Annotated in this window: 12 protein-coding genes; 8 read left to right on the top strand and 4 right to left on the bottom strand. The window is 67.9% G+C overall.

Annotated features, from left to right (window positions below):
- Positions 1-22 precede the first annotated feature (22 nt).
- Both serB and ctaD read right to left on the bottom strand, forming a co-directional pair.
- Positions 23-1246, bottom strand: coding sequence for a phosphoserine phosphatase SerB (serB, locus tag ACIA8C_RS06760; RefSeq protein WP_397131654.1), 1224 nt, complete (start codon positions 1244-1246; stop codon positions 23-25).
- 123 nt (positions 1247-1369) lie between these two features.
- On the bottom strand, positions 1370-3112 hold the full coding sequence (gene ctaD / locus ACIA8C_RS06755) for a cytochrome c oxidase subunit I (protein WP_397131653.1): 1743 nt from the start codon (positions 3110-3112) through the stop codon (positions 1370-1372).
- 248 nt (positions 3113-3360) lie between these two features.
- Here ctaD and ACIA8C_RS06750 point away from each other — a divergent pair, with 248 nt between their 5' ends.
- The 7 genes from ACIA8C_RS06750 (at position 3361) to ACIA8C_RS06720 (ending at position 22308) form a co-directional block, all read left to right on the top strand.
- A complete protein-coding gene (locus tag ACIA8C_RS06750; RefSeq protein WP_397131652.1) occupies positions 3361-4167 on the top strand; it encodes a VOC family protein in 807 nt (268 codons plus the stop codon).
- Between the two features lie 165 nt (positions 4168-4332).
- Positions 4333-5427 carry an ABC transporter substrate-binding protein gene (locus ACIA8C_RS06745; protein WP_397131651.1) on the top strand — a complete coding sequence of 365 codons (1095 nt, stop codon included), beginning with the start codon at positions 4333-4335 and terminating at the stop codon, positions 5425-5427.
- Positions 5428-5597: 170 nt separating this feature from the next.
- Positions 5598-6053, top strand: coding sequence for an AMP-binding protein (locus ACIA8C_RS06740; RefSeq protein ID WP_397131649.1), 456 nt, complete (start codon positions 5598-5600; stop codon positions 6051-6053).
- A gap of 196 nt (positions 6054-6249) precedes the next feature.
- A complete protein-coding gene (locus ACIA8C_RS06735; protein ID WP_397131647.1) occupies positions 6250-19686 on the top strand; it encodes an amino acid adenylation domain-containing protein in 13437 nt (4478 codons plus the stop codon).
- A complete protein-coding gene (locus ACIA8C_RS06730; RefSeq protein ID WP_397131645.1) occupies positions 19683-20675 on the top strand; it encodes an ATP-binding cassette domain-containing protein in 993 nt (330 codons plus the stop codon). The genes ACIA8C_RS06735 and ACIA8C_RS06730 overlap by 4 nt, the downstream gene beginning before the upstream one ends.
- Entirely contained in the window at positions 20672-21490 is an 819-nt protein-coding gene (locus ACIA8C_RS06725; RefSeq protein WP_397131643.1) for an antibiotic transporter, read from the top strand. Before ACIA8C_RS06730 ends, ACIA8C_RS06725 begins: the two co-directional genes overlap by 4 nt.
- The gene (locus ACIA8C_RS06720; protein WP_397131641.1) at positions 21490-22308 is read left to right on the top strand and encodes an ABC transporter permease; all 819 of its coding nucleotides are present in this window, start codon (positions 21490-21492) and stop codon (positions 22306-22308) included. Before ACIA8C_RS06725 ends, ACIA8C_RS06720 begins: the two co-directional genes overlap by 1 nt.
- A gap of 3 nt (positions 22309-22311) precedes the next feature.
- Here the strand turns inward: ACIA8C_RS06720 and ACIA8C_RS06715 are convergent, their stop codons facing one another.
- Positions 22312-23526: a hypothetical protein gene (locus ACIA8C_RS06715; protein WP_397131639.1), complete on the bottom strand. Its 1215-nt coding sequence runs from the start codon at positions 23524-23526 to the stop codon at positions 22312-22314.
- 91 nt (positions 23527-23617) lie between these two features.
- On the opposite strand from ACIA8C_RS06715, the gene ACIA8C_RS06710 reads away from it, so the two are divergent.
- Positions 23618-24376, top strand: a complete 759-nt coding sequence (locus tag ACIA8C_RS06710; RefSeq protein WP_397131637.1) for a glycosyltransferase — start codon at positions 23618-23620, stop codon at positions 24374-24376.
- A 90-nt stretch (positions 24377-24466) separates the two neighbouring features.
- On the opposite strand, the gene ACIA8C_RS06705 is transcribed toward ACIA8C_RS06710, so the two are convergent.
- Positions 24467-24874 carry a hypothetical protein gene (locus ACIA8C_RS06705; RefSeq protein ID WP_397131826.1) on the bottom strand — a complete coding sequence of 136 codons (408 nt, stop codon included), beginning with the start codon at positions 24872-24874 and terminating at the stop codon, positions 24467-24469.
- Between the last annotated feature and the right edge of the window lie 65 nt (positions 24875-24939).

Below are 24939 nucleotides of genomic sequence, written 5' to 3'. Positions count from 1 at the left end.
ACGCTCCGGTCCTACTGGCCATTCACTGCTCGACGAGCGGCACCCGCCGCACCCCACCGTCGCGTGCGTCGGCGGCTTCTACCTCGTGCCGGGTGACGCCGAGGACGTACAGCACCGCATCCAGATAGGGGTGCGACAGTGCCGCGTCGGCGATCTCGCGGAGCGCGGGCTTGGCGTTGAACGCCACCCCGAGCCCGGCCGCGTTGAGCATGTCGATGTCGTTGGCGCCGTCGCCGACCGCGACCGTCTGCTCCATCGGCACCCCGGCCTCGGCCGCGAACTTGCGCAGCGCGGTGGCCTTGGCCGCGCGGTCGACGATCTCGCCGACGACCCGCCCGGTCAGCTTGCCCGCCTTGATCTCCAGGGTGTTGGCCTGCACGAAGTCCAGCTCGAGTTCGTGCGCCAGCGGCTCGATCACCTGACGGAAGCCACCCGACACCACGCCGCAGCGGAAGCCGAGCCTGCGCAGCGTGCGAATGGTGGTGCGCGCGCCGGGGGTCAATTCGATCCGGTCGGCCACCTCCTCGATCACCGACTCGTCCAGGCCTTCGAGGGTCGCGACCCGCTGCCGCAGCGATTCGCCGAAGTCGATCTCGCCGCGCATGGCGGACTCGGTGACCTTGCGGACCTCCTCCTCCACGCCCGCGTGCGCGGCGAGCATCTCGATCACCTCGCCCTGGATCAGGGTCGAGTCGACGTCGAACACGATGAGACGCTTGGCCCGGCGGGCCAGCCCGGCCCGTTCCACCGCGACGTCGACCCGCTCGGCCACCGCGACCTCGGCCAGCGCCGTGCGCAGCCGGTAGTCGGCGCCTGCCCCGGTGTCGGTCGCGGTGACCAGCAACTCCATCCCGGTAACCGGGTAGTCCGCGATCCCGCGAATGGTGTCGATATTGGCGCCGAGGGCGGCCAGTTGCCGCGACACCGCGCTGAACGCGTGTGCGGTGACGGGGGCGCCAAGGATGACCACCGCGTGGGTGGACATCGGCTCCCGGCCGATCGCGGCGTCGACCTCCACGTCGACGTGCACGCCGACGGTATTCATCGCCTCTTCGAGCTCGTCCTGCAGCGACTCCGGGTCACCCGGACAGGTGATCAGCACGCCGAGGGTCAGCCGGCCGCGAATGACGACCTGCTCGACATCCAGCAGGCTCACGTGGTGCCGCGACATCGCCGCGAGCAGCACGGACGTCACACCGGGACGGTCGGGTCCGGTGACGGTGACGAGAACGGTGGTGTCGGCCAACTGATCCACTCCAGGTTAGAAGTTGCGCTTGACCTCGTTGTCACGTCGCTCCGGTACTGCACAAACGAGTGTGCACCCGCCGTTGGACCAGCAGGTGCACACTCGTCGTCGGTTAACTAAGTCCTACTTGGTGACCACTGCGCCTTCGTGGACGTCGGTGGCGTGCTTACCCGAGCCCCAGCCGACATGCGCCTCGGCGCGCATCCGCTCGACCATGTGCGGGTAGTGCAGCTCGAATGCCGGACGCTCGGATCGGATCCGTGGCAGTTCGTAGAAGTTGTGCCGCGGCGGCGGGCAGGTGGTCGCCCATTCCAGGGAGTTGCCGTAACCCCACGGGTCATCGACCGTGACAACTTCGCCGTACCGGAAGCTCTTGAAGACGTTCCAGATGAACGGCAACATCGAGGCACCCAGGATGAACGCGCCGATCGTGGAGATCGTGTTCAGCGTGGTGAACCCGTCGCTGGGCAGGTAGTCGGCGTAACGACGCGGCATGCCCTCGGCACCCAGCCAGTGCTGCACCAGGAACGTGGTGTGGAAGCCGACGAAGGTGGTCCAGAAGTGCCACTTGCCGAGTCGCTCGTCCATCATCCGGCCGGTGATCTTCGGGAACCAGAAGTAGATGCCTGCGAAGGTGGCGAACACGATGGTGCCGAAGAGCACGTAATGGAAGTGCGCGACAACGAAGTACGAGTCGGTGACGTGGAAGTCCAGCGGCGGGCTGGCCAGGATGACACCCGAGAGACCACCGAAAAGGAAGGTCACCAGGAAGCCGATCGACCAGAGCATCGGCGTCTCGAACGTCAACTGCCCGCGCCACATGGTGCCGATCCAGTTGAAGAACTTCACGCCCGTCGGCACCGCGATCAGGAATGTCATGAACGAGAAGTACGGCAGCAGCACGGCACCGGTGGCGTACATGTGGTGCGCCCACACCGCGATCGACAGCGCGGCGATGCCGAGCGTCGCGTAGACCAGGGTGGTGTAACCGAAGATCGGCTTACGCGAGAACACCGGGAAGATTTCGGACACGATGCCGAAGAACGGCAGCGCGATGATGTACACCTCCGGATGCCCGAAGAACCAGAACAAGTGCTGGTAGAGCAGCACGCCGCCGGTCGCCGGATCGTAGATGTGGCCACCGAGGTGGCGGTCGTAGGCGAGGCCGAACAGCGCGGCGGTGAGCAGCGGGAAGGCAAGCAGGACAAGCACGCTGGTGACGGCGATGTTCCAGGTGAAGATCGGCAACCGGAACATGGTCATGCCGGGGGCACGCAGGCAGACGACGGTGGTGAGCATGTTGACGCCACCGAGGATGGTGCCGAGGCCGGAGACGGCGAGGCCGAGGATCCAGAGGTCGGCGCCGACACCTGGCGAGTGCAGGATGCTGGTCAACGGGGTGTAGGCGGTCCAGCCGAAGTCGGCGGCGCCACCCGGGGTGATGAAGCCCGCGGTCGCCATCGTGCCGCCGAACAGGTACAGCCAGTAGCTGAACGCGTTCAGGCGCGGGAAGGCGACGTCAGGGGCGCCGATCTGCAGCGGGAGCACGATGTTCGCGAAGCCGAACACGATCGCGGTCGCGTAGAACAGCAGCATGATCGTGCCGTGCATGGTGAACAGCTGGTTGAACTGCTCGGGCGAGAGGAACTGCAAACCCGGGCGCGCGAGCTCGGCTCGCATCATCAGGGCCATCAGACCGCCGACGAGGAAGAAGCTCATCGCGGTCACCAGGTACATGACCCCGAGCACCTTGGGGTCGGTGGTGGTGACCATCTTGTAGAGATACGAACCCTTCGGCCCGGTCCGCGCCGGATACGGCCGAGTCGCTTCCAACTGCTGGACTGGCTGGGGCTCTACCGCAGTCACTGATCCTCCTGAAGGTGCCTTTAGGTTCGCTCCGCAGGCTCCGCTGCTTGCATCCATCCCCATGTCGGAACAGACGACAGTTCGCTTGCGCTTCTGGAATCGTAAACCGTGCTGCCGCAGCAATCCGCACGGGTCCTACTCTGTGTCGTATTTCGTTGGTAAGAGAACCCGACGGCAGCGATGAGTTTCGTTCGCGGCAGGCGTCTATATCGATGACCAGTGTTCCACCCCTGCCGAGGAGACCAGCGATGACCGACCAGAACCAGCCCAAGCCCGGCGATCCCTGTTGGATCGATCTCTACACTTCCGATCTCGACCGCAGCATCGCGTTCTACGGCGAACTGTTCGGGTGGACCGCCGACCGCGGCCCTGCGGAGTTCGGCGGGTATGTCACGTTCCGCCAGAACGGTCTCGCGGTCGCGGGCGCGATGGGGCACACCGAGGGTGACACCGACGCGCGCGAGCAGTGGACCATCTACCTCGCCAGCACCGACATCCAGGCGACGGCGGACAAGGCGGTCGCGCAGGGCGGGACAGTGGTGGTGCCGCCGATGCAGGTCGGCGATCTGGGCAGTATGGCCGTGCTCGGCGACGCGGGCGGGGTAGGCGTCGGCGTCTGGCAGGCGGGCACCTTCGCCGGCATCGAGACCGCGGCCTTGGTCACCGGCGGAAAATGGGGCGACAACGAGGGCGTGCCGTCCTGGTTCGAGCTGCACACCCGTAGTCACGGCGCCGCGCTCGACTTCTACCGTGACGTCTTCGGCTGGCAGGACCCGTTCACCATCTCGGACGCGGACGAGTTCCGCTACACCACCATTCACTCGGACAGCCCGATGCTGGGTGGTGTCCTCGATGCCTCGGCATTCCTGCCCGAGGGTGTCCCCGGGGCTTGGGGCGTGTACTTCGGCGCGAACGATGTGGACAAGACGGTCACCAAGGTCGTCGAACTGGGCGGTGCGGTGGTCCAGCCGCCCGAGGACAGCGAATTCGGCAGGCTGGCGACCGTCACCGATGTCACCGGCGCCCGGTTCAGTATCGGCGGGGACAAGGCTTGATCCCGCGGCCGCGCGGAATTCCCTGTCCGACAGTGGGATTGCGCGCGGCCGGGACCGGTGTGCGGCGGGGATGCGGCATACCGGGCTCCCGCAGGCACCGGTACGGCACGCGGTGGCGCTGACCTGTCCCCCTCCGGCCGCGTCCACGCATGTACCCTCACCCGCATGCCGCTGAGCGCCTTCGTTCGTACCCGAAACCGCACAGCTTCACCCCGATCCGGCATCGCCCGCGTGGCGCGCCGGATCGTTGCCGTCGCGGCGTTATGCGGGACCGTCGTCGCGGCGGGCTGCAGCAGCAAGCCCGACGACGCGAGCAGCATCGTCCGCACCACCACCAACATCGCCGGTGCGGGCGTCATCGGGCTCGAGCGCGACACCACCAAGGCCTGCGCGCTGCCGAGCGCACCCGATCCGGCCGGCGGCGGCACGCGCAGCGTCACGCACGCCGCCGGTGTCTCGGAGGTGCCCGCCGATCCGCAGCGCATCGTCGTGCTGACCACCTCGGCGCTGGACGCGGTGTGCGCGGTCGGCCTGTGGGAGCGCGTCGTAGGCGCGGTTACCCTCGACGGCCCGGTCCCGCAGCCCGAGTACCTCGGCACCGGCGTGCTGAAGATTCCCGGCGTCGGCACGGCCGCGCAGCCGAATCCGGCGCTGATCGCCGACCTGCACCCCGATCTCATCCTCGGCGATATCCCCACCGCCACGGCGAGTTTCGACGCGCTGCGCGACATCGCGCCCACCGTGCTGGTCGGCGCGAGCAACAGCTGGCAGGCCGAGTTCACCGCGCTCGCAACGGGATTGGGCCGGAAGGCGGCCGCGGACACCGCGCTGGAGAACTACCGCACCGAGGCCACCGATATCGGCAACGCGATCTCCGCCCAGCAGACCCAGGCCTCGCTGCTGCGATTCACCGCCGATACCAACGAGATTCAGGGCAACAACAGCTTCGCGGGCCAGATCCTCGGTGACGTGGGGGTGCAGCGCCCCGCCGCTCAGCGCGGCCCCTCGTTCGACGTCGCCCTCGACCAGTTCGCCACCAAGGTCGAGGGTGACCTGATCTACGTGATCCTCGCCGGTGAACAGGGCAAGAAGCACGGCGAGACGGTGATGCGCACCGACGATTTCAAGGACCTCGGCGCCGCGACCGACAAACGCGTCTTCGCCGTCGAGGACACTGTCTGGCACGGCAACGGCCTCGTCGCCGCCCGCGCCCTGCTCACCGATCTGAACGGCACGCTCAACGGCTTCGTCACCGATTGATCTGCCGCGACAAGCCGATCTAGTTACGCAGTACCCCCTGGGGTGCGGATTTCTCCACCCTGGGAGGTAGCACCACCAGCGCTTGGGTTGCTGTCGGAGTTGCCCCTCGTAGACGAGATTTAGAGGTACGCAAGAGAACCTCTTCACCGAGACTTCGAGGGACGACCACAATGCACACGCTGACCGATACGCTCGCCGACAACATCCGCCACCTGCCGCTCGCGCGGCCCGTCGCCGAGGTCGATCCGAACGCGGTCGTGGTGTCCACCGCCGACTGCGCGCTCACCTACGCCGAGCTCGATCGCTGGTCGAACCGGCTGGCCAGGCTGCTGCTCGGGATCGGCGCCTGCAGCGGCACCCGGGTCGCCATCGCCATCAGCGACGAGATCGAGTCCGTGGTCGCGGAGCGGGCCATCGTCAAGATCGGCGGCACACCGGTACCGGCCGTCACGGACGGGACGTTCATGCTCGGGACCATCGTCGGCGTGACCACCAAGGCGCGGCGCGGCGAACTCACCGACGCGATCTCCTGGCTGGTGCTGGACGATCGCTCCACCCTGCAGCGCTACCTCGCAGGTTCCGACGCACCGCTCACCGAGGCCGACCAGCTGCCCATGTCGGCCTGATTCCCAGGCGCATCCGACGACGTTCGGGCGCGCCTGGCGGCATGTTTGCCCGACATGCGGCAAACGGCATCGGAGCACACGTCATCGGTTCAGAATGAACCTTGTCGCGAGCTGTGCGGCAGGGTACTACCACTACCCCGGTGGCTGGCGGCGGTACTCCGCGGCAGCTGCGGGCGGTAAGAACGTAGGACTATTCATGCAACAGCCTCTCCCCTCGCCCCTCGAGACCGGCGGAGCTCTGCCCGAAGGAGCCTTCGCGTTGTCCGCGGCTCAGCGCGGCATCTGGTTCGCCCAGCACATCGCGGGCGACATCCCGATTTCCATCGCCCAGTACGTCGAGTTGCGCGGCCCGATCGATCTGGACGCGCTCGGCGGCGCGGCACGGCAGGCCGGGCGCGAGTTCGGCACCGGGTATCTGCGGCTGATCGAGGTGGACGGCCATCCGTACCAGTTCGTGGACACCTCCTTAGATGACAGCCTGCTCACGCTTGACCTGCGCGGCGAGCGCGATCCGGCGGCCGCCGCGCACGCGTGGATGCGCGCGGAATACGAGGCACCGCTCGAGCTGACCAGGGACCGGCTGGTGTGCGTCGCGATGCTGCGGCTCGCCGACGACCACTGGTACTGGTACTCGCGGATTCATCACATCGTGCTGGACGGCATGGGCGCGCTGACCGTGGTGCAGCGCACCGGCGAGCTGTACAACGCGGCGGTCGAAGGCAAGCAGCCGCCCGCAGCGAAGGCCGAGGATCTGCGCAAGATCGTCGAAGCCGATCTTGCCTATCGCAATTCGGATCGTTTCGGTGCCGACCGGGCGCACTGGCTCGACCATCTGAACGGGATGGCAGATCCGGTGAGCCTGGCCGGGCGCACCGCGGCTGTCGACGCGCACCCGAGCCGGGTTGCCGGGGCGTTGCCGCGGGAGACCACGGCGCTGCTCGACACCGTCGCGAAGGCGGCGTCGTCGGGGGTCGCGCCGACCGTGGTCGCGGCGTTCGGCGCGTATCTTGCCGCGATGACCGGTGCTCCGGAAGTGGTTCTGAGCCTTCCTGTTTCGGCGCGCACCACGGCGATTCTGCGTCGGTCCGGTGGGATGATCGCCAATGTCGTTCCGCTGCGGCTGACCATGACGCCGACCACGACGGTCGGTGACGTGATCCGGGCGGCGCAGGGCGAGTTGACCGGGGCGCTGCGGCGGCAGCGCTACCGGCAGGAGGACATCTTCCGCGATCTCGGCTGGCCGATGGACGAGGCCGCGTCGTTCGGACCCTCGGTGAACCTGATGATGGTGGATACCAGGATTCAGCTCGGCGCGGTCACCGGGCGGCTGCATGTGCTGACCTCCGGGTTGATCGACGATCTGTTCGTCAACGTCTATCCCGGCGTCGGCGGCGAGAGCACCCATATCGACTTCCAGGGCAACGGAAACCTGTACAGCGACGCCGAATTGGCGGCGCAGCACCGCCGGTTCCTGTTGTTCCTGCACGCGTTTCTCGCCGCCGGAACCGAGGCGGCGCTGTCCACCGTGCCGGTGGTGTCCGGCGATGAGCAGGCCGAGCTGGTGCCTGCCCGTGGGCCCGCGGGTGTCACGCCTCGTACGCTGCCCGAAATCCTTTCGGCCGGTGCGGCACTGGATCCCGAGGCGGTGGCGATCCGCGCGGGGACGACCTCGTTCACCTATCGGCAGGTCGACGAACAAACGAATCGGCTGGCCAGGGTGCTCATCGCCGCCGGTGCCGGATCTGAACGCACCGTAGCTATTTCGATCCCTCGTTCGGCAGAGTCGGTGCTCGCGATGATCGCGGTCGCCAAGACGGGCGCGGCGTTCGTGCCGATCGATCCGACCTATCCGGTCGACCGGATCGAGCACATGATCGGCGACAGCGGAGTGGTCGCGGGCGTGACCGTCGCCGCCGCACGGAAGTCATTGCCGGACAAGGTGAACTGGCTGATCCTCGACGACGAGACAACCGCGCGCAACGTGCGCGAACAGGACGCGAGCGCCATCGGCGTCGCCATGCGTCTCGACCAGATCGCGTACATCATCTACACCTCTGGATCGATCGGATTGCCCAAGGGCGTGCTGGTTTCGCATCGCGGACTGGCGAACCTGGCGACCGGCTCGGCCGCGGGCTTCGGGGTGACCGCCGATGCTGTGGTGGCACACGCGGTATCGCCGAGCTTCGACATTTCGGTCGAGGAGATCCTGGTGACCCTGGCCGCCGGTGCCACCCTCGCCGTCGTGCCACCCGCCGCGTACGCGGGCGAGGAGATGGCGCAGGTGCTGCGCGCCCACCGCGTCACCCACCTCAATGTCACGCCGACGGTCGTCGGGTCGCTCGATCCGGCGACGCTGCCCGAGCTGCGCACCGTGATCGTCGGCGGCGACGCCTGCCCGCCCGAGCTGGTGGCCAAGTGGGCCGGACGCACGCTGCTGAACGGGTACGGGCCCACCGAAACCACCGTGACCGTGACATTGAGCGAGGCGCTCGTGCCCGGCGCACCGGTCACCATCGGCAGTCTGGTGCGCGGCGTCTCCGCCGTGGTGCTCGACCCTTGGTTGCGGCCGGTTCCGCCCGGCACCATCGGTGAGCTGTATCTGGCGGGTGCCGGACTCGCACGCGGCTATCACCAGCGAAACGGGCTCACCGCGGGCCGGTTCGTCGCCAACCCTTACGAAGCCGGTGCGCGGATGTACCGCACCGGTGATCTGGTGCGCTGGCGCACCGGCGGCGGGCGTCTCGAGCTGGAGTACCAGGGCCGCAGCGACTTCCAGGTGAAGGTTCGCGGCTTCCGCATCGAGCTCGGCGAGATCGACGCTGCGCTGCAACGGCAACCGGACATCGACTTCGCCATCACCCTCGGTGCCGAGACCGGCGCCGGTGCCACCGCGTTGGTGTCGTACGTGCTGCCGAAACCTGGCGCCGAAGTTCATTCCGAGGCGCTGAAAGCCGCTGCCGGGGAGACACTTCCGGCCTACATGGTGCCCGCCGTGGTGATGGTGCTCGATCGCATCCCGCTGACCCCGCTCGGCAAGGTGGACCGCAAGGCGTTGCCCGCACCGGATTTCGGGGCGCGGACCATCGTCAGCCGCCCGCCGTCCACGCCGCGCGAGGAGGCGCTTGCGGCACTGTTCGCCGAGGTGCTCGGGCTGGAAACGGTCGGCGTCGACGAGAGCTTCTTCGCACTCGGCGGTGACAGCATCGTATCCATCCAGCTGGTGTCGCGGGCGAAAGCGGCGGGCATCGGGCTCAGCGCACGGGATGTGTTCGAGCGCAAGACCGTTGCCGCGCTGGCCGCCGTCGCCACCGAAGTACGCGCGCAGGTGGTGCACGAGCTGCCCGGCGGCGGGGTCGGCGCGGTCGAGCTCACGCCGATCGTGCACGCCATGCTGGATCAGGGCGATAGTTGGCCGCGGTTCAGCCAGGCGGTGCTCGTCGGCTTGCCCGCCGGCTTTCAGCGCGGGCAGCTCGTCGCGGCGGTGCAGGCGCTGCTCGATCATCATGATCTGCTGCGTTCCGCGCTGCGGCGGGGTGACGACGGCTGGGAATGGACGGTGGCCGAGCGCGGCGCCATCGATGCCGAATCCCTGGTGGAGGCCGTCGCGGCCGGTACGGACGCGGCGGAGACGCGCGAGCGTGAATTGCAGCGTGCCGCAGATCTACTCGACCCGGCGGCCGGTGTCGTCGCGCGCTTCGTGCTCATCGAAGAGACCGAGCCCGTGCTGTGGCTCGTGCTACATCATCTGGTGACCGACGGGGTTTCGTGGCGCATCCTGCTGCCGGATCTGGCGACCGCCGCCATGGGTGGCGTACTCGCTCCCGTCGGCACCTCGTTCCGGCGCTGGGCACACGGTCAGGCCGAGCAGGCCGCTGAGCGTGCCGCCGAACTGACGCTCTGGCAAGGCATCCTGGCGACGCCCGATCCGGCACTCGGCACTGATCTGCCCGATCCGGCCGTCGATGTCGTCGCAACCATGGCACACCATCGGACGGTGATCGCTCCGGTGATCGCACAGACCGTGCTGAGCACCGCGCCCGATCGATTCCATTGCGGCGCAGACGATGTACTGCTCGCCGCGCTTGCGATGGCGGTGGGCCGGTGGCGCGGCCGGACGGCGACGCTGTTCACCCTGGAGGGGCACGGGCGCGCCGAGGAGATCCTGCCCGGCGCCGATGTCGCGCGCACGGTCGGCTGGTTCACCAGCGTCTACCCGGTGGCGGTCGACCTGGCGGGCATCGATCTCGCCGACGCGTTCGCCGGTGGTCCGGCGGCGGGCGCTGCCATCAAGACGACGAAGGAACAGCTTCGGACGGTGCCGGATAAAGGCATCGGCTTCGGCATGCTGCGCTACCTCGCCGCCGAATCCGCTGCGGCACTGGCCGATAGCCCTATCCCGCAGATCAGCTTCAACTATCTCGGCCGGGCGAACAGCGGCTCCGAAACGGGACCCTGGCTCCCGCAACGCTTCGCGGCCACGCAGGACGATCGCGCGCCACTGGCTGCCGTGGTCGATATCAACGCCGTGCTCACCGACACCGGCCTGGAAGTGACCTGGGCCTACGCCTCTCGGCTGCTCGACGCGGACCAGGTGGCGCAGCTCGCCGAGCTGTGGACCGAGGCGCTGCGGGCACTCGCCGCGCACGCGGAGTCCGCGGGCGCGGGCGGGCGCACGCCCTCCGACTTCGGCCTCGTCCCGGTGACCCAGCGACAGATCGACACGTGGGAACGCGGTTACCCCGACCTCGCCGACGTGTGGCCGCTTTCACCGCTGCAGTACGGCCTGCTCTTCCACGCGTTGTACGACTCCGACACCGCCGACGGTTACACCGTGCAGTCGTTGCTCACCCTGGCGGGCACCGTCGACGCGGCCCGATTGCGCACCGCCGCACAGGCATTGGTGACCCGGCACGAGAACCTGCGGGTCGCCTTCGTGGAGACCGACGACGGCCCGCGCCAGCTCGTCCTGGCCGAGGCCGAGATCCAGTGGCAGGACGTGGATCTGACCGACATCGCCGATCCCGAGGGGCGGCAGCGGGAACTGGACCGGGTGATCGCGCTGGACGCCCGCACCCGGTTCGAGCTCACCCGGCCGCCGCTGATCCGGTGCACGCTGATCCGGACCGCCGCCGACGCGTACCGGTTCGTCCTCACCAATCACCATCTGGTGCTGGACGGTTGGTCGACGCCGCTGCTGGTGCGCGAGCTACTCGCGCTATATGTCACCTCGGGCGACGCGTCCGCGCTGCCGCCCGCACATTCCTATCGCGAGTTCCTGTCCTGGCTGGACGAGCGGGACGACGCCGAATCGATTGCCGCATGGGCGGAATCGCTGGCCGGGATCGATGCCCCGACCCGCGCGGTGCCCACCCTGGCCGGCATCGAGTCGACCGAGACCGGGATGGTGTCCACCGACCTGTCCGCCGACACCGTCGCGCGATTGGAGTCGACCGCCCGCGAATCCGGTGCCACCGTCAACACTCTCGTGCAGGCGAGCTGGGCGATGCTGCTCGCCATGCTCACCGGCCGCACCGATGTGGTGTTCGGCGGCACGGTTTCCGGCCGGCCGCCGGAGCTGGCCGGTGTCGAAGAGATGGTCGGCTTGTTCATCAACACGTTGCCGGTGCGGGTGCGGCTCGATCCCGCCGAGAAGGTGGTCGACCTGCTCGGCCGCCTGCAGGCCGAGCAGGCCCGGTTGATGGATCACCAGCACGTCGGGCTTGCCGCGATCCACCAGGCCGTCGGGCTTGCCGAATTGTTCGACACGCTGACCGTTTTCGAGTCCTACCCGATCGACCGCGAGGCCCTCTCCCAGGCGCTCGACATCGCGGGCATGCGGGTACTCGATGTCGAGGGCACCGACGCGACGCCATACCCGTTGAATCTCATGGTCATTCCGCTGCGCGGCACCGACGGCCACGACACCTTGCGCGTCAGTGTGAAGTTCATGGCCGATCAGCTCGATCCCGCCGTTGCACAACCACTGCTGGACCGCTTTGTCGGGTTGCTCACCCAGCTCGCCGACCATCCGCGCGCCCTCGTCTCGCAGCTGCAGTACTGCGACGACACCGAACGCGCCGCGCTGCTGCCGGTTCGGGGACCGCGGTCGCTGCCCGTGCGCACGCTGCCCGAGATCCTGGCCGCAGGTGCCGCGATCGACAGCGACGCCATCGCGGTCAGCGCGGGCGAACTCACCATGTCCTACGGCGAACTCGACGCCTGGTCGAACCGGTTCGCACGGCTGCTGTTGAGCCGGGGCGTCGGGCGGGAGGTGTTCGTCGTGCTCGCCCTCACCCGATCGCTGGAATCGGTGGTCGCGGTGTGGGCACTGGCCAAGTCCGGTGCGGCGTTCGCACCGCTGGATCCCAACTATCCGGTCGAGCGGATCGAGCACATGCTCACCGACTCGCGGGCGCCCATCGGCGTTACGGTCACCGCGACCGGCGAGACGCTGCCCGGCAGCATCGACTGGCTGCTGCTCGACGACCTGAACACCATTCGCCGGGTCATGACCGTTTCCGCCGACCCCATCACCGACGCGGAGCGCGGTGGTCCGATCGATATCGACCAAACGGCGTATCTCATCTACACCTCGGGCTCGACCGGCAAGCCGAAGGCTGTGCTGCTCAGTCATCGCGGCATCGCGAATCTGGTTTCTACCCAGCGTGATTCGCTCGACCTGGATCCGACGGCGAGCGCGTTACAAGTGGCCTCGCCGAGCTTCGACGCCTCGGTATTCGAGTTGCTGACCGCGCACGGCTCGGGCGGCAGGCTGGTGGTCTCGCCGCCGGATGTCTACGGCGGCGCGGAACTCGAACGACTGCTGCGCGCCGAAAGGGTGACCCATGCGGTAATCACGCCGTCCGCGCTGGCCACGATGGAACCGACCGACCTCGACCACCTGCGGGTGCTGTCGGTGGCCGGTGAGGCGGCCACGCCGGAGCTGATCGAACGCTGGTCGGCCGGTCGGCGAATGGTGAACCTCTACGGCCCGACAGAGTTCAGCATCTGGGCGACCGGACCCGCGGAACTCGTTGCGGGCGAACCGATCACGATCGGCGGGCCGATCCGTGGCGCGGCGAACATGGTGCTCGACACCTGGCTGCGGCCGGTGCCCGTCGGCATCGCCGGTGAACTGTATCTGGCGGGGCCCGCGCTCGCCCGTGGCTACTTCAACCGTTTCGAGATGACGGCGAGCCGGTTCGTCGCCGACCCGTTCGGCGATCCGGGCGAGCGGATGTACCGGACCGGCGACATGGTGCGCTGGGTTTCCGGACGCGACGGCTATGAGCTCGAGTATTTGGGGCGCAGTGACTTCCAGGTCAAGATCCGTGGCCTGCGCATCGAGCTCGGCGAGATCGACGCGGTGCTCTCGCGTGACGAGCAGGTCGAGTACGCGGTGACGATCGGCCGGGCCGGGCCCGCCGGTGCGACCGTGCTGGTGTCGTATGTGCTGCCCGCCGAGGGCGTCGAGCTGGATACCGAGCGGCTGCGCGTGCGGATCGCCGGTGCGCTGCCGGGGTACATGGTGCCCGGCTATCTCGTGGTACTCGATGCCATTCCGTTGACGCCGGTCGGCAAGCTGGACCGCAAAGCCCTTCCGGTGCCGGACTTCTCGGACACTCACCGGCCGTACCTCGCGCCGCGCACGCCGGTGGAGCAGGCGGTGGCCGCGGTGTTCGGCGAGGTGCTCGGCAGCGAGCGGGTCAGCGTCGACCAGTCGTTCTTCGAGCTCGGCGGCAACTCGCTCAGCGCGACCAAGGTTGTCGCCCGGGTCAATTCGGCGCTCGGCTCGACGATCGCGCTGCGGGATCTCTTCGACGCGCCCACCGTCGCGCAACTGTCCGGGCGAGTGATCCCGAGCGGCGGTCAGCCGGGTCGACCCGCTCTCGCGCCGCGGATCCGGCCGGACCGCATCCCGCTGTCGCCCGCGCAGCAGCGGATGTGGGTGATGAACCGGCTCGATCCGGCCTCGCCCGCGTACAACATCGCGGTCGCCCTGCGTTTGACCGGCGTACTGGACGTTGGCGCGATGCGCATGGCGTTGGCCGATGTCATCGAACGGCACGAAAGCCTGCGCACGATCTATCCTGCCGACGCCGAGGGCCCGCGCCAGGTGATCATGGGTACCGAAATGGCCGCGCCTGCACTGGCGGTGGTCGTCACCGAGGACGGTGCCGCCCTGCGGGATCGGCTCAATGGGCTGGCGGGCAAGGGATTCGACATCGCCAAAGAGCCACCGCTGCGGGCCAGCCTGTTCCGCATCGCCGCGAGTCCCGAGGCAACGGACGGGACTGCCAACGCGCCGGTGCTCACTGCCGGAGAGGTGCCGGTTGCGTCCGCGCACACTGCGGGTTCCGGGCCGGTGTCGTCAGGGCCGTTCGTCGGCGCTCCCACCGTATCCTCCAGCCCATCGGTTGGTGTGGCCCCCGTGTCATCCGGCCATTCCGTGGATTCGAATCTCGCCGATCCGGTGAGTGGCACGCCGGAAGCCGCTTCAGTGCACGTTGTCGTGTTGGTGGTGCACCACATCAGCGCGGACGGCGCGTCGATGGCACCGTTGGCCGCCGACTTGGTCGCCGCGTACTCGGAGCGGTCGTCGGGTGCGGAGACGACCAGGGTTCCGCTTGCTGTGCAGTACGCCGATTTCGCGCTCTGGCATCGCGAGGTGCTGGGCAGCGAGTCCGATCCGGAATCGGTGGCGGCGCGGCAGGTTCGGTTCTGGACCGAAACCCTCACCGGGGCACCGGATGTGCTGGAGTTGCCTGCCGACCGGCCACGGCCCGCCGTGCAGACGATGCACAGCGCCGACCTCGATTTTGCCGTCGAGGCCGAACTACACAGTGCCCTGGTCGAATTCGCCGGTGCGCACAACGTCAGCGTCTTCATGGTCGCGCATGCGACGCTCGCCCTGCTGCTGGCCCGGCTCGGCGGCACCGACGACGTGGTCATCGGGACACCGGTGGCCGGGCGCGGCGAGGAAGCCCTGGACGAACTCGTCGGCATGTTCGTCAACACGCTCGCCTTACGCACATCCGTCGATCCCGGAGCCGGATTCCTCGACTTTCTCAACGCGGTCCGCTCGGCCGATCTCGACGCCTTCGCCAACGCCGATGTGGCCTTCGAACGTCTTGTGCAGGCGTTGAATCCGACCCGGTCGACGGCGCACCACCCGCTGTTCCAGGTGTCGCTGTCGCTGCAGAACTTCGTCGAGCCGGTGCTGGAACTGCCCGGCCTGCGCTTCGAGGTGGCGGACTTCGACCGGCGCGCTTCACAATTCGACCTGACGCTGGACCTGCGTGAGCGTTTCGACGCGACCGGCCCGGCCGGGCTGGCCGGTGTGCTCACCTACGCGACGGACTTGTTCGACGAGGCGACAGTGGCGGCGTTGGCCACCCGCTGGCGGCGCGTGCTCGCGACCGTGCTCGCCGACCCGGAGGTGCGGCTAGCCGATATCGACATCCTCGACGAAAGCGAACGAGCGACGCTGGTCCCGGTGCGTGGTCTCGAAAGCATCTGCACAACAACACTTCCCGAGTTGCTCGCCGCGTCCGTGGCCCGCTATCCAGATCGTCCCGCCGTGGTCGCCGCCGGAGATACGACGACCTACCGGGAACTCGACGCACACGCCAACCGACTCGCTCGGCTCCTGCTCGAAGCGGGCGCGGGGCCGGAAACCGTGGTTGCCCTCGGCCTTCCGCGTTCGTCCGACCTGCTCACCGGCATGTGGGCGGCGGCGAAGATCGGCGCGGCCTTCCTGCCGGTCGATCCGAAGCACCCGATCGAGCGGATCGATCACATGCTGACCGATTCCGGTGCGCGAGTCGGCCTCACGACAGTCGCCTACCGGTCGATGCTGCCGGACAGCACGCAGTGGCTGGTCCTCGATGAATTGCGTTTGGTGGAACGCTGGTCCGCCGCGAGCCCGCGGCCACTGCGCGACAGCGAGTTGCCGCGACCGATCCGGCTGGACAACCCGGCCTGGCTGATCTACACCTCCGGATCGACCGGCACGCCGAAGGGCGTCTCCGTCTCGCATCGTGGTATCGCCGACTTCGTTGCGGCGCAGCGTGATCTGCTCGACTTGGATTCGGGCTCCCGGGTGTTGCAGGTCGCCTCACCGAGTTTCGACGCGTCGATTCTGGAGGCGTTGATGGCGTTCGGGTGGGGTGGTGCTTCGGTCGTCGCACCCGCGGCGGTCTTCGGCGGTAGCGCGCTCGCCGAGGTGATCGCCGCGGAGCAGGTCACCCACGTGATGATCACCCCGTCCGCGCTCGCCACCATCGATCCCGCGGCGGTTTCCGGAGTACGCGTGCTCGCGGTGGGCGGCGAGGCGGTGGGTGCCGAGCTCATCGAGCGTTGGATCGGCTCCGACGCGATCGATCTGGACGGTCGCGGTAACCCGGCACGGCGGCGTGGGGCACCGCACCGGCAGATGGTGAATCTGTATGGGCCGACCGAGTTCACTGTGGTGGCAACGGGTTCCACGTTGCACGCCGGTGCCCCAGTCTCCCTGGGTCCGCCCATTCGTGGGGTGGCCGCCATGGTGCTCGATGGGCGGTTGCATCCGGTTCCGGTCGGCGTCGCGGGTGAGCTCTATCTCGCGGGGCACGCGCTGGCGCGGGGTTACCACGCCAGGCACGGTCTGACCGCAGGCCGCTTCGTCGCGAATCCTTATGGTGCGCCGGGCGAGCGGATGTATCGCACGGGCGACCTGGTGCGCTGGACGCGCTCCGCCACCGACGCGGAGCGCGGCCTGACGCTGGAATATCTGGGCCGCACCGACTTCCAGGTCAAGGTGCGCGGTCAGCGGATCGAGCTCGGCGAGATCGATGCCGTGCTCGGCCGGATGGATGGCGTCGATTTCGCCCTCACCCTCGGTGTCGCGGGGCCGACGGGGTCGACCGCATTGGCGGCCTACCTGGTGCGCAAGCCGGACGTGGATCTCGATATCGCCCGGGTGCGCGCCATCGCGGCAGCGACATTGCCCGGCTATATGGTCCCGTCCGCTTTCGTCGTCCTCGACGAGATCCCGCTCACCGCGGTCGGCAAGCTCGACCGGAAAGCGTTGCCCGCGCCGCAATTCAGCGCTGACGAGACCGAGTATCGGGCGCCCCGGACACCGCCGGAAGAAGCATTGGCGCAGATCGTCGCCGAGCTCCTCGGTCGCGACAAGGTCGGCGTCGATGACTCGTTCTTCGAGCTCGGTGGTGACAGCATCCTCGCGATCCAGCTGGTATCCCTGGCGAAGCAGCGGGGCATCTCCTGCACCCCGCTGCAGGTATTCGAGCACCGCACCGTGGCCGCCCTGGCCGCGGCGGTGGACACCGCTAGCACCGTGGTGACACTGACCGAGCTGCCCGGCGGCGGCATCGGCGACATGCCGCTCACGCCGTGGATGCGATACCTGATCGAACAAGGCGGGCAGCTCCGTTCGGCTCGAACGGCGGTGCTCGAGCTGCCGGTCGGCATCGAGCGGGCACAGCTGGTCGCCACCCTCGCGGCGGCCGTCGACCGGCACGACATGCTGCGCGCACGGCTGGTGAACGAGGTGGATGGTTGGCGGCTTTCGGTGCGCGAGCCCGGCTCGGTCGATGTCGGCGCACTGGTGCGCCGGATCGAGTTCGATGGCGCCGCGGATCCGGTCGACCTGCGGGAATACGTTGCCGCGGAACTGCGTTCCGAGTCGAATCGACTGGATCCGGCGAACGGCGTTGTGCTGCGGTTGCTCTGGCTCGATCCGGTAGGCGATGCCGGTACGCGGACCAGGGCGGGCCGCCTCATCGTGCTGGTGCACCGGCTGCTGATCGATGACGCGTCCTTGGGCATTCTGCTGCCGGACCTGATGGCAGCTTGGGCGCAGGTGTCGGTCGGCAGTGCCCCGGTGCTCGCCGAAACCGGCACGTCGATGCGTCGGTGGGCACACGCCCTGGTAGATGAATCTTGGTCGGCCGAGCGGGTTTTCGAGCTCGGACATTGGCAAGGTGTGCTGGCGGCCGCGGACCCGCCGCTCGGTGCCCGTGCGCTGGACGCGACGGTTGATCAGGCACACACGCTGCGCACCGTGCGTTGTGAGGTGTCGGAGGAGGTCACCACCGCGGTACTCACCACGTTGCCCACTCAGTTCGCGGGCACCGTCCACGACACTCTGCTCGCCGCGCTCACGCTGTCGCTGGAGCGCTGGCGTGCGCGGCGATCCGGGGAGACCGGGACGGGCGTCACGATCCGGCTCGAGGGGGACGGCAGGCGCGACGAAACGATCACCGGGGCCGCGCTTTCCCGCACGATCGGCTCCTTCACCACCAGCTACCCGGTGCGGCTCGAGCTCGACGACATCGACGTCGATCACGCGTTCGCGGGCGGCCCGGCGATGGGCACGACGATCCGTGCGGTGAAGCATCAACTGAAGTCGGTGCCGGACAAGGGGATCGGGTTCGGACTACTGCGCTACCTCAACGCCGATACGAGATCGCAACTGAGCGTGGCCGATCCGGGGCAGGTCAGCTTCAGCTACCGCGACCGGAGTTCGGCAGGTGATGCCCCGGCCGGGCTGGACGGCCTCGGCTGGACATCGACCGATGAGTTCGGCGACCTGCCCACCGTCGCCGATCCGCGGACGCCGGCGTCGGCGGTGCTCGAGGTGAACGCGATGCTGGCCGGTGCTCGATTGCGTGCCGACTTCACCTATCCGAAGACGCTGCTTGAGCGTGGGGAGGTCGCCGAACTGGCGGGGCTGTGGGTCGATGTGCTCCGTGCGGCAGCCGAATTCGCCGGAACCCCCGCGGCGGAAGCCGCCGCGGCCGAGGAAGCGGCGGCGGTCGCAGTGAGCCGACCCGCGCTGGCAGCCACGCTCGGACTCGACGTGGTGTTGCCGATCCGAACGGACGGCACCGAGCCCGCGCTGTTCTGTATCCACCCGTCGTCCGGAATCTCGTGGAGCTACCTCGGATTCGCGCAGGCGCTGCGGCCAGGCCGCCCCATCTACGCCTTGCAGGCACCGGATCTCAGTGGCAACGAACCGTCCCTGCGCTCGATCGAGGAGTTCGCCGACCGGTACGTGCGCGAGATCCGCGCGATCCAGCCGTCCGGCCCATACCACCTGCTCGGCTGGTCATTCGGCGGACTGATCGCGCACGCGATCGCGGTACGGCTGCAAGAGACCGGCGACCGGGTCGGCCTGGTCGCGCTGCTTGACTCGGAGTCGGCCGACATCGACAGCGCCGACGTCGAGCAACTCACCGCGGGTGCCTTCGTCAACAGCTTCGGCGCGATCTTCGGGATCCACGACGTGCCCGCCGAGGCCACCGCGGCCGAGGCGGCGAACCTCATCCGCGATCGGCTCGGCGGCGTGACGGTCGTCGACGCGGACATGATCGAGCGACTGACCGAGTCGTACAACGCGGCGGCGCGCGCTCGATCGGGGTATCAGCGGCCGGTATTCGACGGTGACCTGCTGTATTTCAGCGCGACCGTGGACAGCTCCGATGCCGTCGGCCCGGACGGCTGGCGGCCGTACGCGACCGGCGCGGTCATCAACTACGACATCGACGTCACCCACAACGAGCTGACCGCACCGCACGTGCTGCCGATCATCGCGCGCGTACTCGATGAACAGGTGAAGGGACAGGCATGAATTCCGATCAGGGCGTCGTCGTCGAGGGAGTGGAGAAATCCTTCGGCGCCGTAAAGGCATTGCGCGGAGTCGATTTCACGGCGGCGCCGGGCGAGATTCTCGGCATCCTCGGCCCGAACGGCGCGGGCAAGACCACCATGGTGAACATCCTCTCGACGCTGATCGCGCCGGACCGGGGGCGGGCCGTCGTCGCCGGGCACGATGTCGTCGCCGATCCGGCTGCGGTGCGCCGATCGATCATGCTGACCGGGCAGTATGCGGCGCTCGACGACATGCTCAGCGGCCACGAGAATCTCGTGATGTTCGGCAGGCTGATGGGGTTGCGCAAGCGGGCCGCCCGGATCCGCGCGGACGAGCTGATCACCGAGTTCGATCTCGCCGGGGCGGCGGGTCGCCGGGTCGGCACCTATTCGGGAGGCATGCGGCGGCGTATCGACATCGCCTGCGGTCTCGTCGTCCGGCCGGACGTGGTGTTCCTCGACGAACCGACGACCGGGCTGGATCCGCGCAGCAGGCAAGGGGTCTGGGATCTGGTACGCAGTTTCAAGAAGGCGGGCATCACCACCCTGCTCACCACCCAGTATCTGGAAGAGGCCGACGCGCTGAGTGATCGGATCATCGTCATCGATCACGGTGTGGTGATCGCACAGGGCACCGCGGATGAACTGAAGTCGCGCACCGGTGGCAGTTATTGCGAGGTGGTGCCGCTGGACCTGCAGGATCTGGACGTGATTGCCGAGGCGCTCGGATCGCTGCTGCCGGAGGACAATCGGGCCGCGCTGACACCGGACTCGGACCGCATCACCATCCCCGCACCGGATGGCGCGAAGACCCTCGCGGAAGCGTTGCGCCGCTTGGACGGCGCGGAGGTGGAACTGGTCGATATCGCGCTGCGCAGGCCGTCGCTCGATGATGTTTTCCTTCAGTTGACCGGGCACCTCGCCTCCGCTGACGGAGCGAAAACGGTTGATGTGGAGGCGGTCTCATGACCGCAGGCACCTGGCTGGCCGATGTCGGAGCGACACCGGACCGCACGCGGCAGTGGTGGGTGCTCACCACGCGGCTGATCGTGCCCTCGATCAAGACCGGTGAGGTGCTGACCTCGCTCTTGGCTCCGGCGACCTTCACCGCCGGGTTCTACATTCCGCTCAAGACGGTGATGACGTTCGCGGGCACCGGGTTCAGCAGCTACGCGCAGTTCATGATGCCCCTGGTGGTGTTGCAGGCCGCCGCGTTCACCGCCATCTCGGCCGCCTTCCGATCCGCCACCGACTCGGTGGCGGGCCTCAATCGGCGATTCGGGTCGATGCCGGTCGGGCGGCTTGTGCCCGCCGGGGCACGGATGTCCGGCAACGTCTTCCGGCTGGCGCTGTCCCTCTGCGCCGCCATCGCCTGCGGCTACGTCATCGGGTTCCGGTTCTACCTTGACACCGCGCACACCATCGGCTTCCTGCTGTTGTCGATGCTCATCGGCACCGCGTTGACGCTCGGCGCGGATGTGATCGGCACGGTGTCGCGCAGCCCGGAGGCGGTCACCCAGGCACTTGTGCTGCCACCCTTGATCTTCGGCATGCTGTCCGCGGGTCTGGCTCCGGCGCACCAATTTCCGGCGTGGGTGCAGCCGTTCGTGCGCAATCAGCCGGTTTCGCAGTTCGTGCTCGCCCTGCGTGCGCTGGCGGGCGACCCGTCGGGGAACGCGGGGCAGGTGACGTGGTCGCTGATGGGGCCGTCGTTGGCCTGGACGGCCGCGATCCTTGTCCTGAGTATTCCGCTGACCATCCGGCTGAGCTCGGGGAGGGCGTAATGGCACTACTGGCCGATCGCACCGAAGAAATCCGCGGCGACTCGGAGGTGTCGCCCGCAGCCCTGTTGCGGCACACCCTGATTCAGACGCAGCGCCTCTTGCTGCGCTGGGTGCGCAACCCGATCACGTTGCTGGAAGCGCTGATCATCCCGTGTCTACTGCTGATCATGCTGGAAACGGTGGTCGGCGGCCAGATTCGGAAGTTCACCGGCGACAGTGCGCTGTACGGCTCCGTGCCGATGGTCACCATTACCGGTGCCGTGTCCGGAGCGATCTCCTGCGGTGTCCTGCTCGGCCGCGAACGCGAAGCGGGCCTGCTCGCCCGCTTCTGGGTACTGCCGGTGCACCGCGCCTCCGGCCTGGCCTCCCGCATCCTCGCCGAAGGCTGCCGCATCTTCGCCGGAACCCTGACTATCATCCTCGTCGGCTATCTGCTCGGCTTCCGCTTCCACCACGGCGCCCTCCCCACCCTCCTATTCCTTGCCATACCAGTACTTTTCGGCCTCGCATTCGCCACCGTGGTCACCTCGGTGGCCGTCTTCAACGCCAAAGCCGCCCTGGTAGAAGGCATTACCATCCTCACGTCCCTGATGATGTTCTTCAGCACCGGCTTCGTCCCCCTGGCCGCCTACCCCCAATGGATCCAACCGGTAGTCCGCAACCAACCCATGTCGGTAGCCGTAGACGCCATGAAAGCCCTTGCCCTAGAAGGCCCCTTGACCCGCCCCCTGACCCTCACCCTCGCCTGGTCCCTCGGCGCCATCATCCTGTTCGCCATCCCCGCCGCCATCGGCTACCGCCGCGCCAGCAGAAGATAACCGTTACTCGTTACGGTCCCCGGCGAGGCGGCGGGCGATGAGCCAGCTGCCGCCGACTATCAGGAGGGCGAACAGGATCAGGCCGGCGCCTAGGAGGGTGACGATCCAGAGGCGGTCGGCGAGGCGGAGGTTGCCGTTCAGGGAGATGTTCAGGGAGCCGACGGCGAAGGCGATGACGGCCGCGAAGATCGAGACGACCTCTATGGTGCGCAGCATCGAGTTACGCACGGTGTCGGTCATTCCGGCGATCGTGTGCTCGTGGTGTTGTACGCGTTCGCGGTCCGCCGCTGCGCGGTGTGCTTCGGTGCGGCCGTTGAGGATTGCTTCGCGTTTGGTCAGGTATTGGCCTTGCAGTAGCTCGTGGCTGACCCGCCAGCCGATCGCGGGCAGCAGTCGCAAGGCCGTGTCGATGCTGTTCAGCGCGGCGTCGTGGGCGCCGCACAGGTATTGGCCGGTGGCAAGCCGGTAGTAGAAGATGTGGTTGTCGGGGTGCTCGGCCAGCGCCGCTTCGGCGTGCGCGCTCAGTAGTTCGCCCTGACCGGCGAAGGGAACACCGACGGCAAGCCCGTTCAGCGCGATATCGGTTGCCGCGTAGGTCCGGCCGGACGCGCTCCATGCGCGGTCGAACAGGCTGCGCGCGTACTCCTCGGTGACCCGGCGGCTGCCGAACGCCGCGAAGGCTTGCAGTGCGACGAAAAGCGGTGTCTCGCGGTGTGATCCGGCAGCCATGGACAGCGGCGAGGATTGCAGAAACTGGTTGAGCTCGTCGAAGCAGAAGTTCGCGCGCAGCTTTCCCGCGTGGTACAGCGTGGCGAAATAGGCTCGGCTGCACTCCTGATCGTCGTTGGCGACGATGTCGCGGGTCGCGTCGGCGACCTCGTCCAGCGACTCCACCGAGTCACGGGTGATGAATGCGTAACCAAGAGACCACTTTTCGCGTATCTCGGTGCGGCACCCCGGTGCGACGTGCTCGCGGAGCCACCCCGCGCATTCGACAGCGGTGTGCAGGGTCGGTTCGTCCGACATCCGGTGATTCCAGTATCGGTCGGCACAGATGAAGTAGGGGTCGCGGCCGAAATCCACTGAGCTCACATCGAACTGCGGTTCTACACCCTCGGCGATGTACCGCCGCGCGTAACGATCGCAGTCGCGGTCCAGCTGTCGCGAACCCGAGGTCGCCAGTGCCGCGAGTGCCTGTTCGACCACTTGGTGATCCATCCGTGCCCCTGCCTCCCGACGACCCCAGCATGCCCGAGCTCACTGCCTACCACATCCGGACCATGCTCGTCACGATGGCACACTGCTCGATATGCGGGTAGAGGTCGTCACAGCGGTGCACGCCGAGTATGCCCGCTACCTGCCGGCGGCTTGGCGGTCACTGCGGGCGCAAACCCATCCGGACTGGAACTGGCTGGTGCAGGTCGACGGCGACGCCGCGGCGGTGCGCGCGACGCTGATCGACTGCGGCGCCGCGGACGATCCACGAACCCGCCTGGCATTCAACGGCACCCGCGAAGGCCCAGCGATCACCCGGAACGTCGCTCTCGGTCGGGCGGCCGCGGCCCTGATCCAGAATCTCGACGCCGACGATGAACTCGAACCGACAGCCTTGGCCGTACTCAGCGCCGCACTGCACCGGCACCCGTCCGCCGGTTTCGCCGTCGGCACGGCCGGGGACCTACTGAATTCCGGTGAGCTGGTGGATGTTCCGATCCCCTTTACGCCAGGCCTGCTCCCCCGCGGGGCACTGATCGATGCGTGGACGGCCGACCGCTTACCTGTACACCCCGCCGGCGTGATGTGGCACCGCAACCTTCTCCTGGCCACCGGTGGCTGGGCAGCCATGCGCGGCATGGAAGATACGGGCCTGCTCATGTCCGCCTCCGCCTTGTCCCCCTGCGCGATCGTTGATACCCGTACCTTGCGCTACCGCCGCCACCGCAACCAACGCTCCACTCAAACGTCGCTTTTCACAGGGGGGGGGGATCAGATTTCGCTGATTCGCCAGCGCGCCGCGACACTTCGCGCCGGACCCGGCTGGTCCGATCTTCTCCCAATCGGTGAGTGACCCACGACTGCCGCGGTAGTCGTGGGTCACTCGACCGCACAACTCGGCCCCGGTGTCCGAAAGGGATACCGGGGCCGAGGGATTCGGGGGTTACTGGACGGAGAATTGACGGGCCAGCGCCCAGATCACCAGGATGTCGATGGCGATGATGACCAGGGCCCAGAACGGGTAGATGGGGGCGAAGAGGAAGTTGTCGAGGATGCTTATCGCGGCCATCACGATGCCGGCCAGGTAGCCCCAGGTTTTGCCGGTGACGATGCCGAAGCCGGCGATCAGCATCAGGACGGCGATTACCAGGTGGATCCAACCCCATGCGGAGACGTCGACGAGGAAAACCTGGTCTTTGGTGACGACGAAGATATCGCGGCCGGCGATGGCGGCTATCGCGGACAGCAGATGCAGTAGGCCGGTGATGAGGATGAGGACGCCGGCGAAGATGGTCATGTCATTGAGCACGGGGCCGGGTCGGGCGGGGCCGGGACTGGTCAAAACACACACTCCTTCCGAAACGCGTGGCACACCTTTCGGCCCAACGTAGCCCGTGAACAGGCAAAATCGACGCA

The sequence above is a fragment of the Nocardia sp. NPDC051321 genome (assembly GCF_044455225.1).
Taxonomy (GTDB): domain Bacteria; phylum Actinomycetota; class Actinomycetes; order Mycobacteriales; family Mycobacteriaceae; genus Nocardia.
Note: the sequence above shows the minus strand (reverse complement) of the source record. Positions and strands in the feature narration are given on the sequence as shown.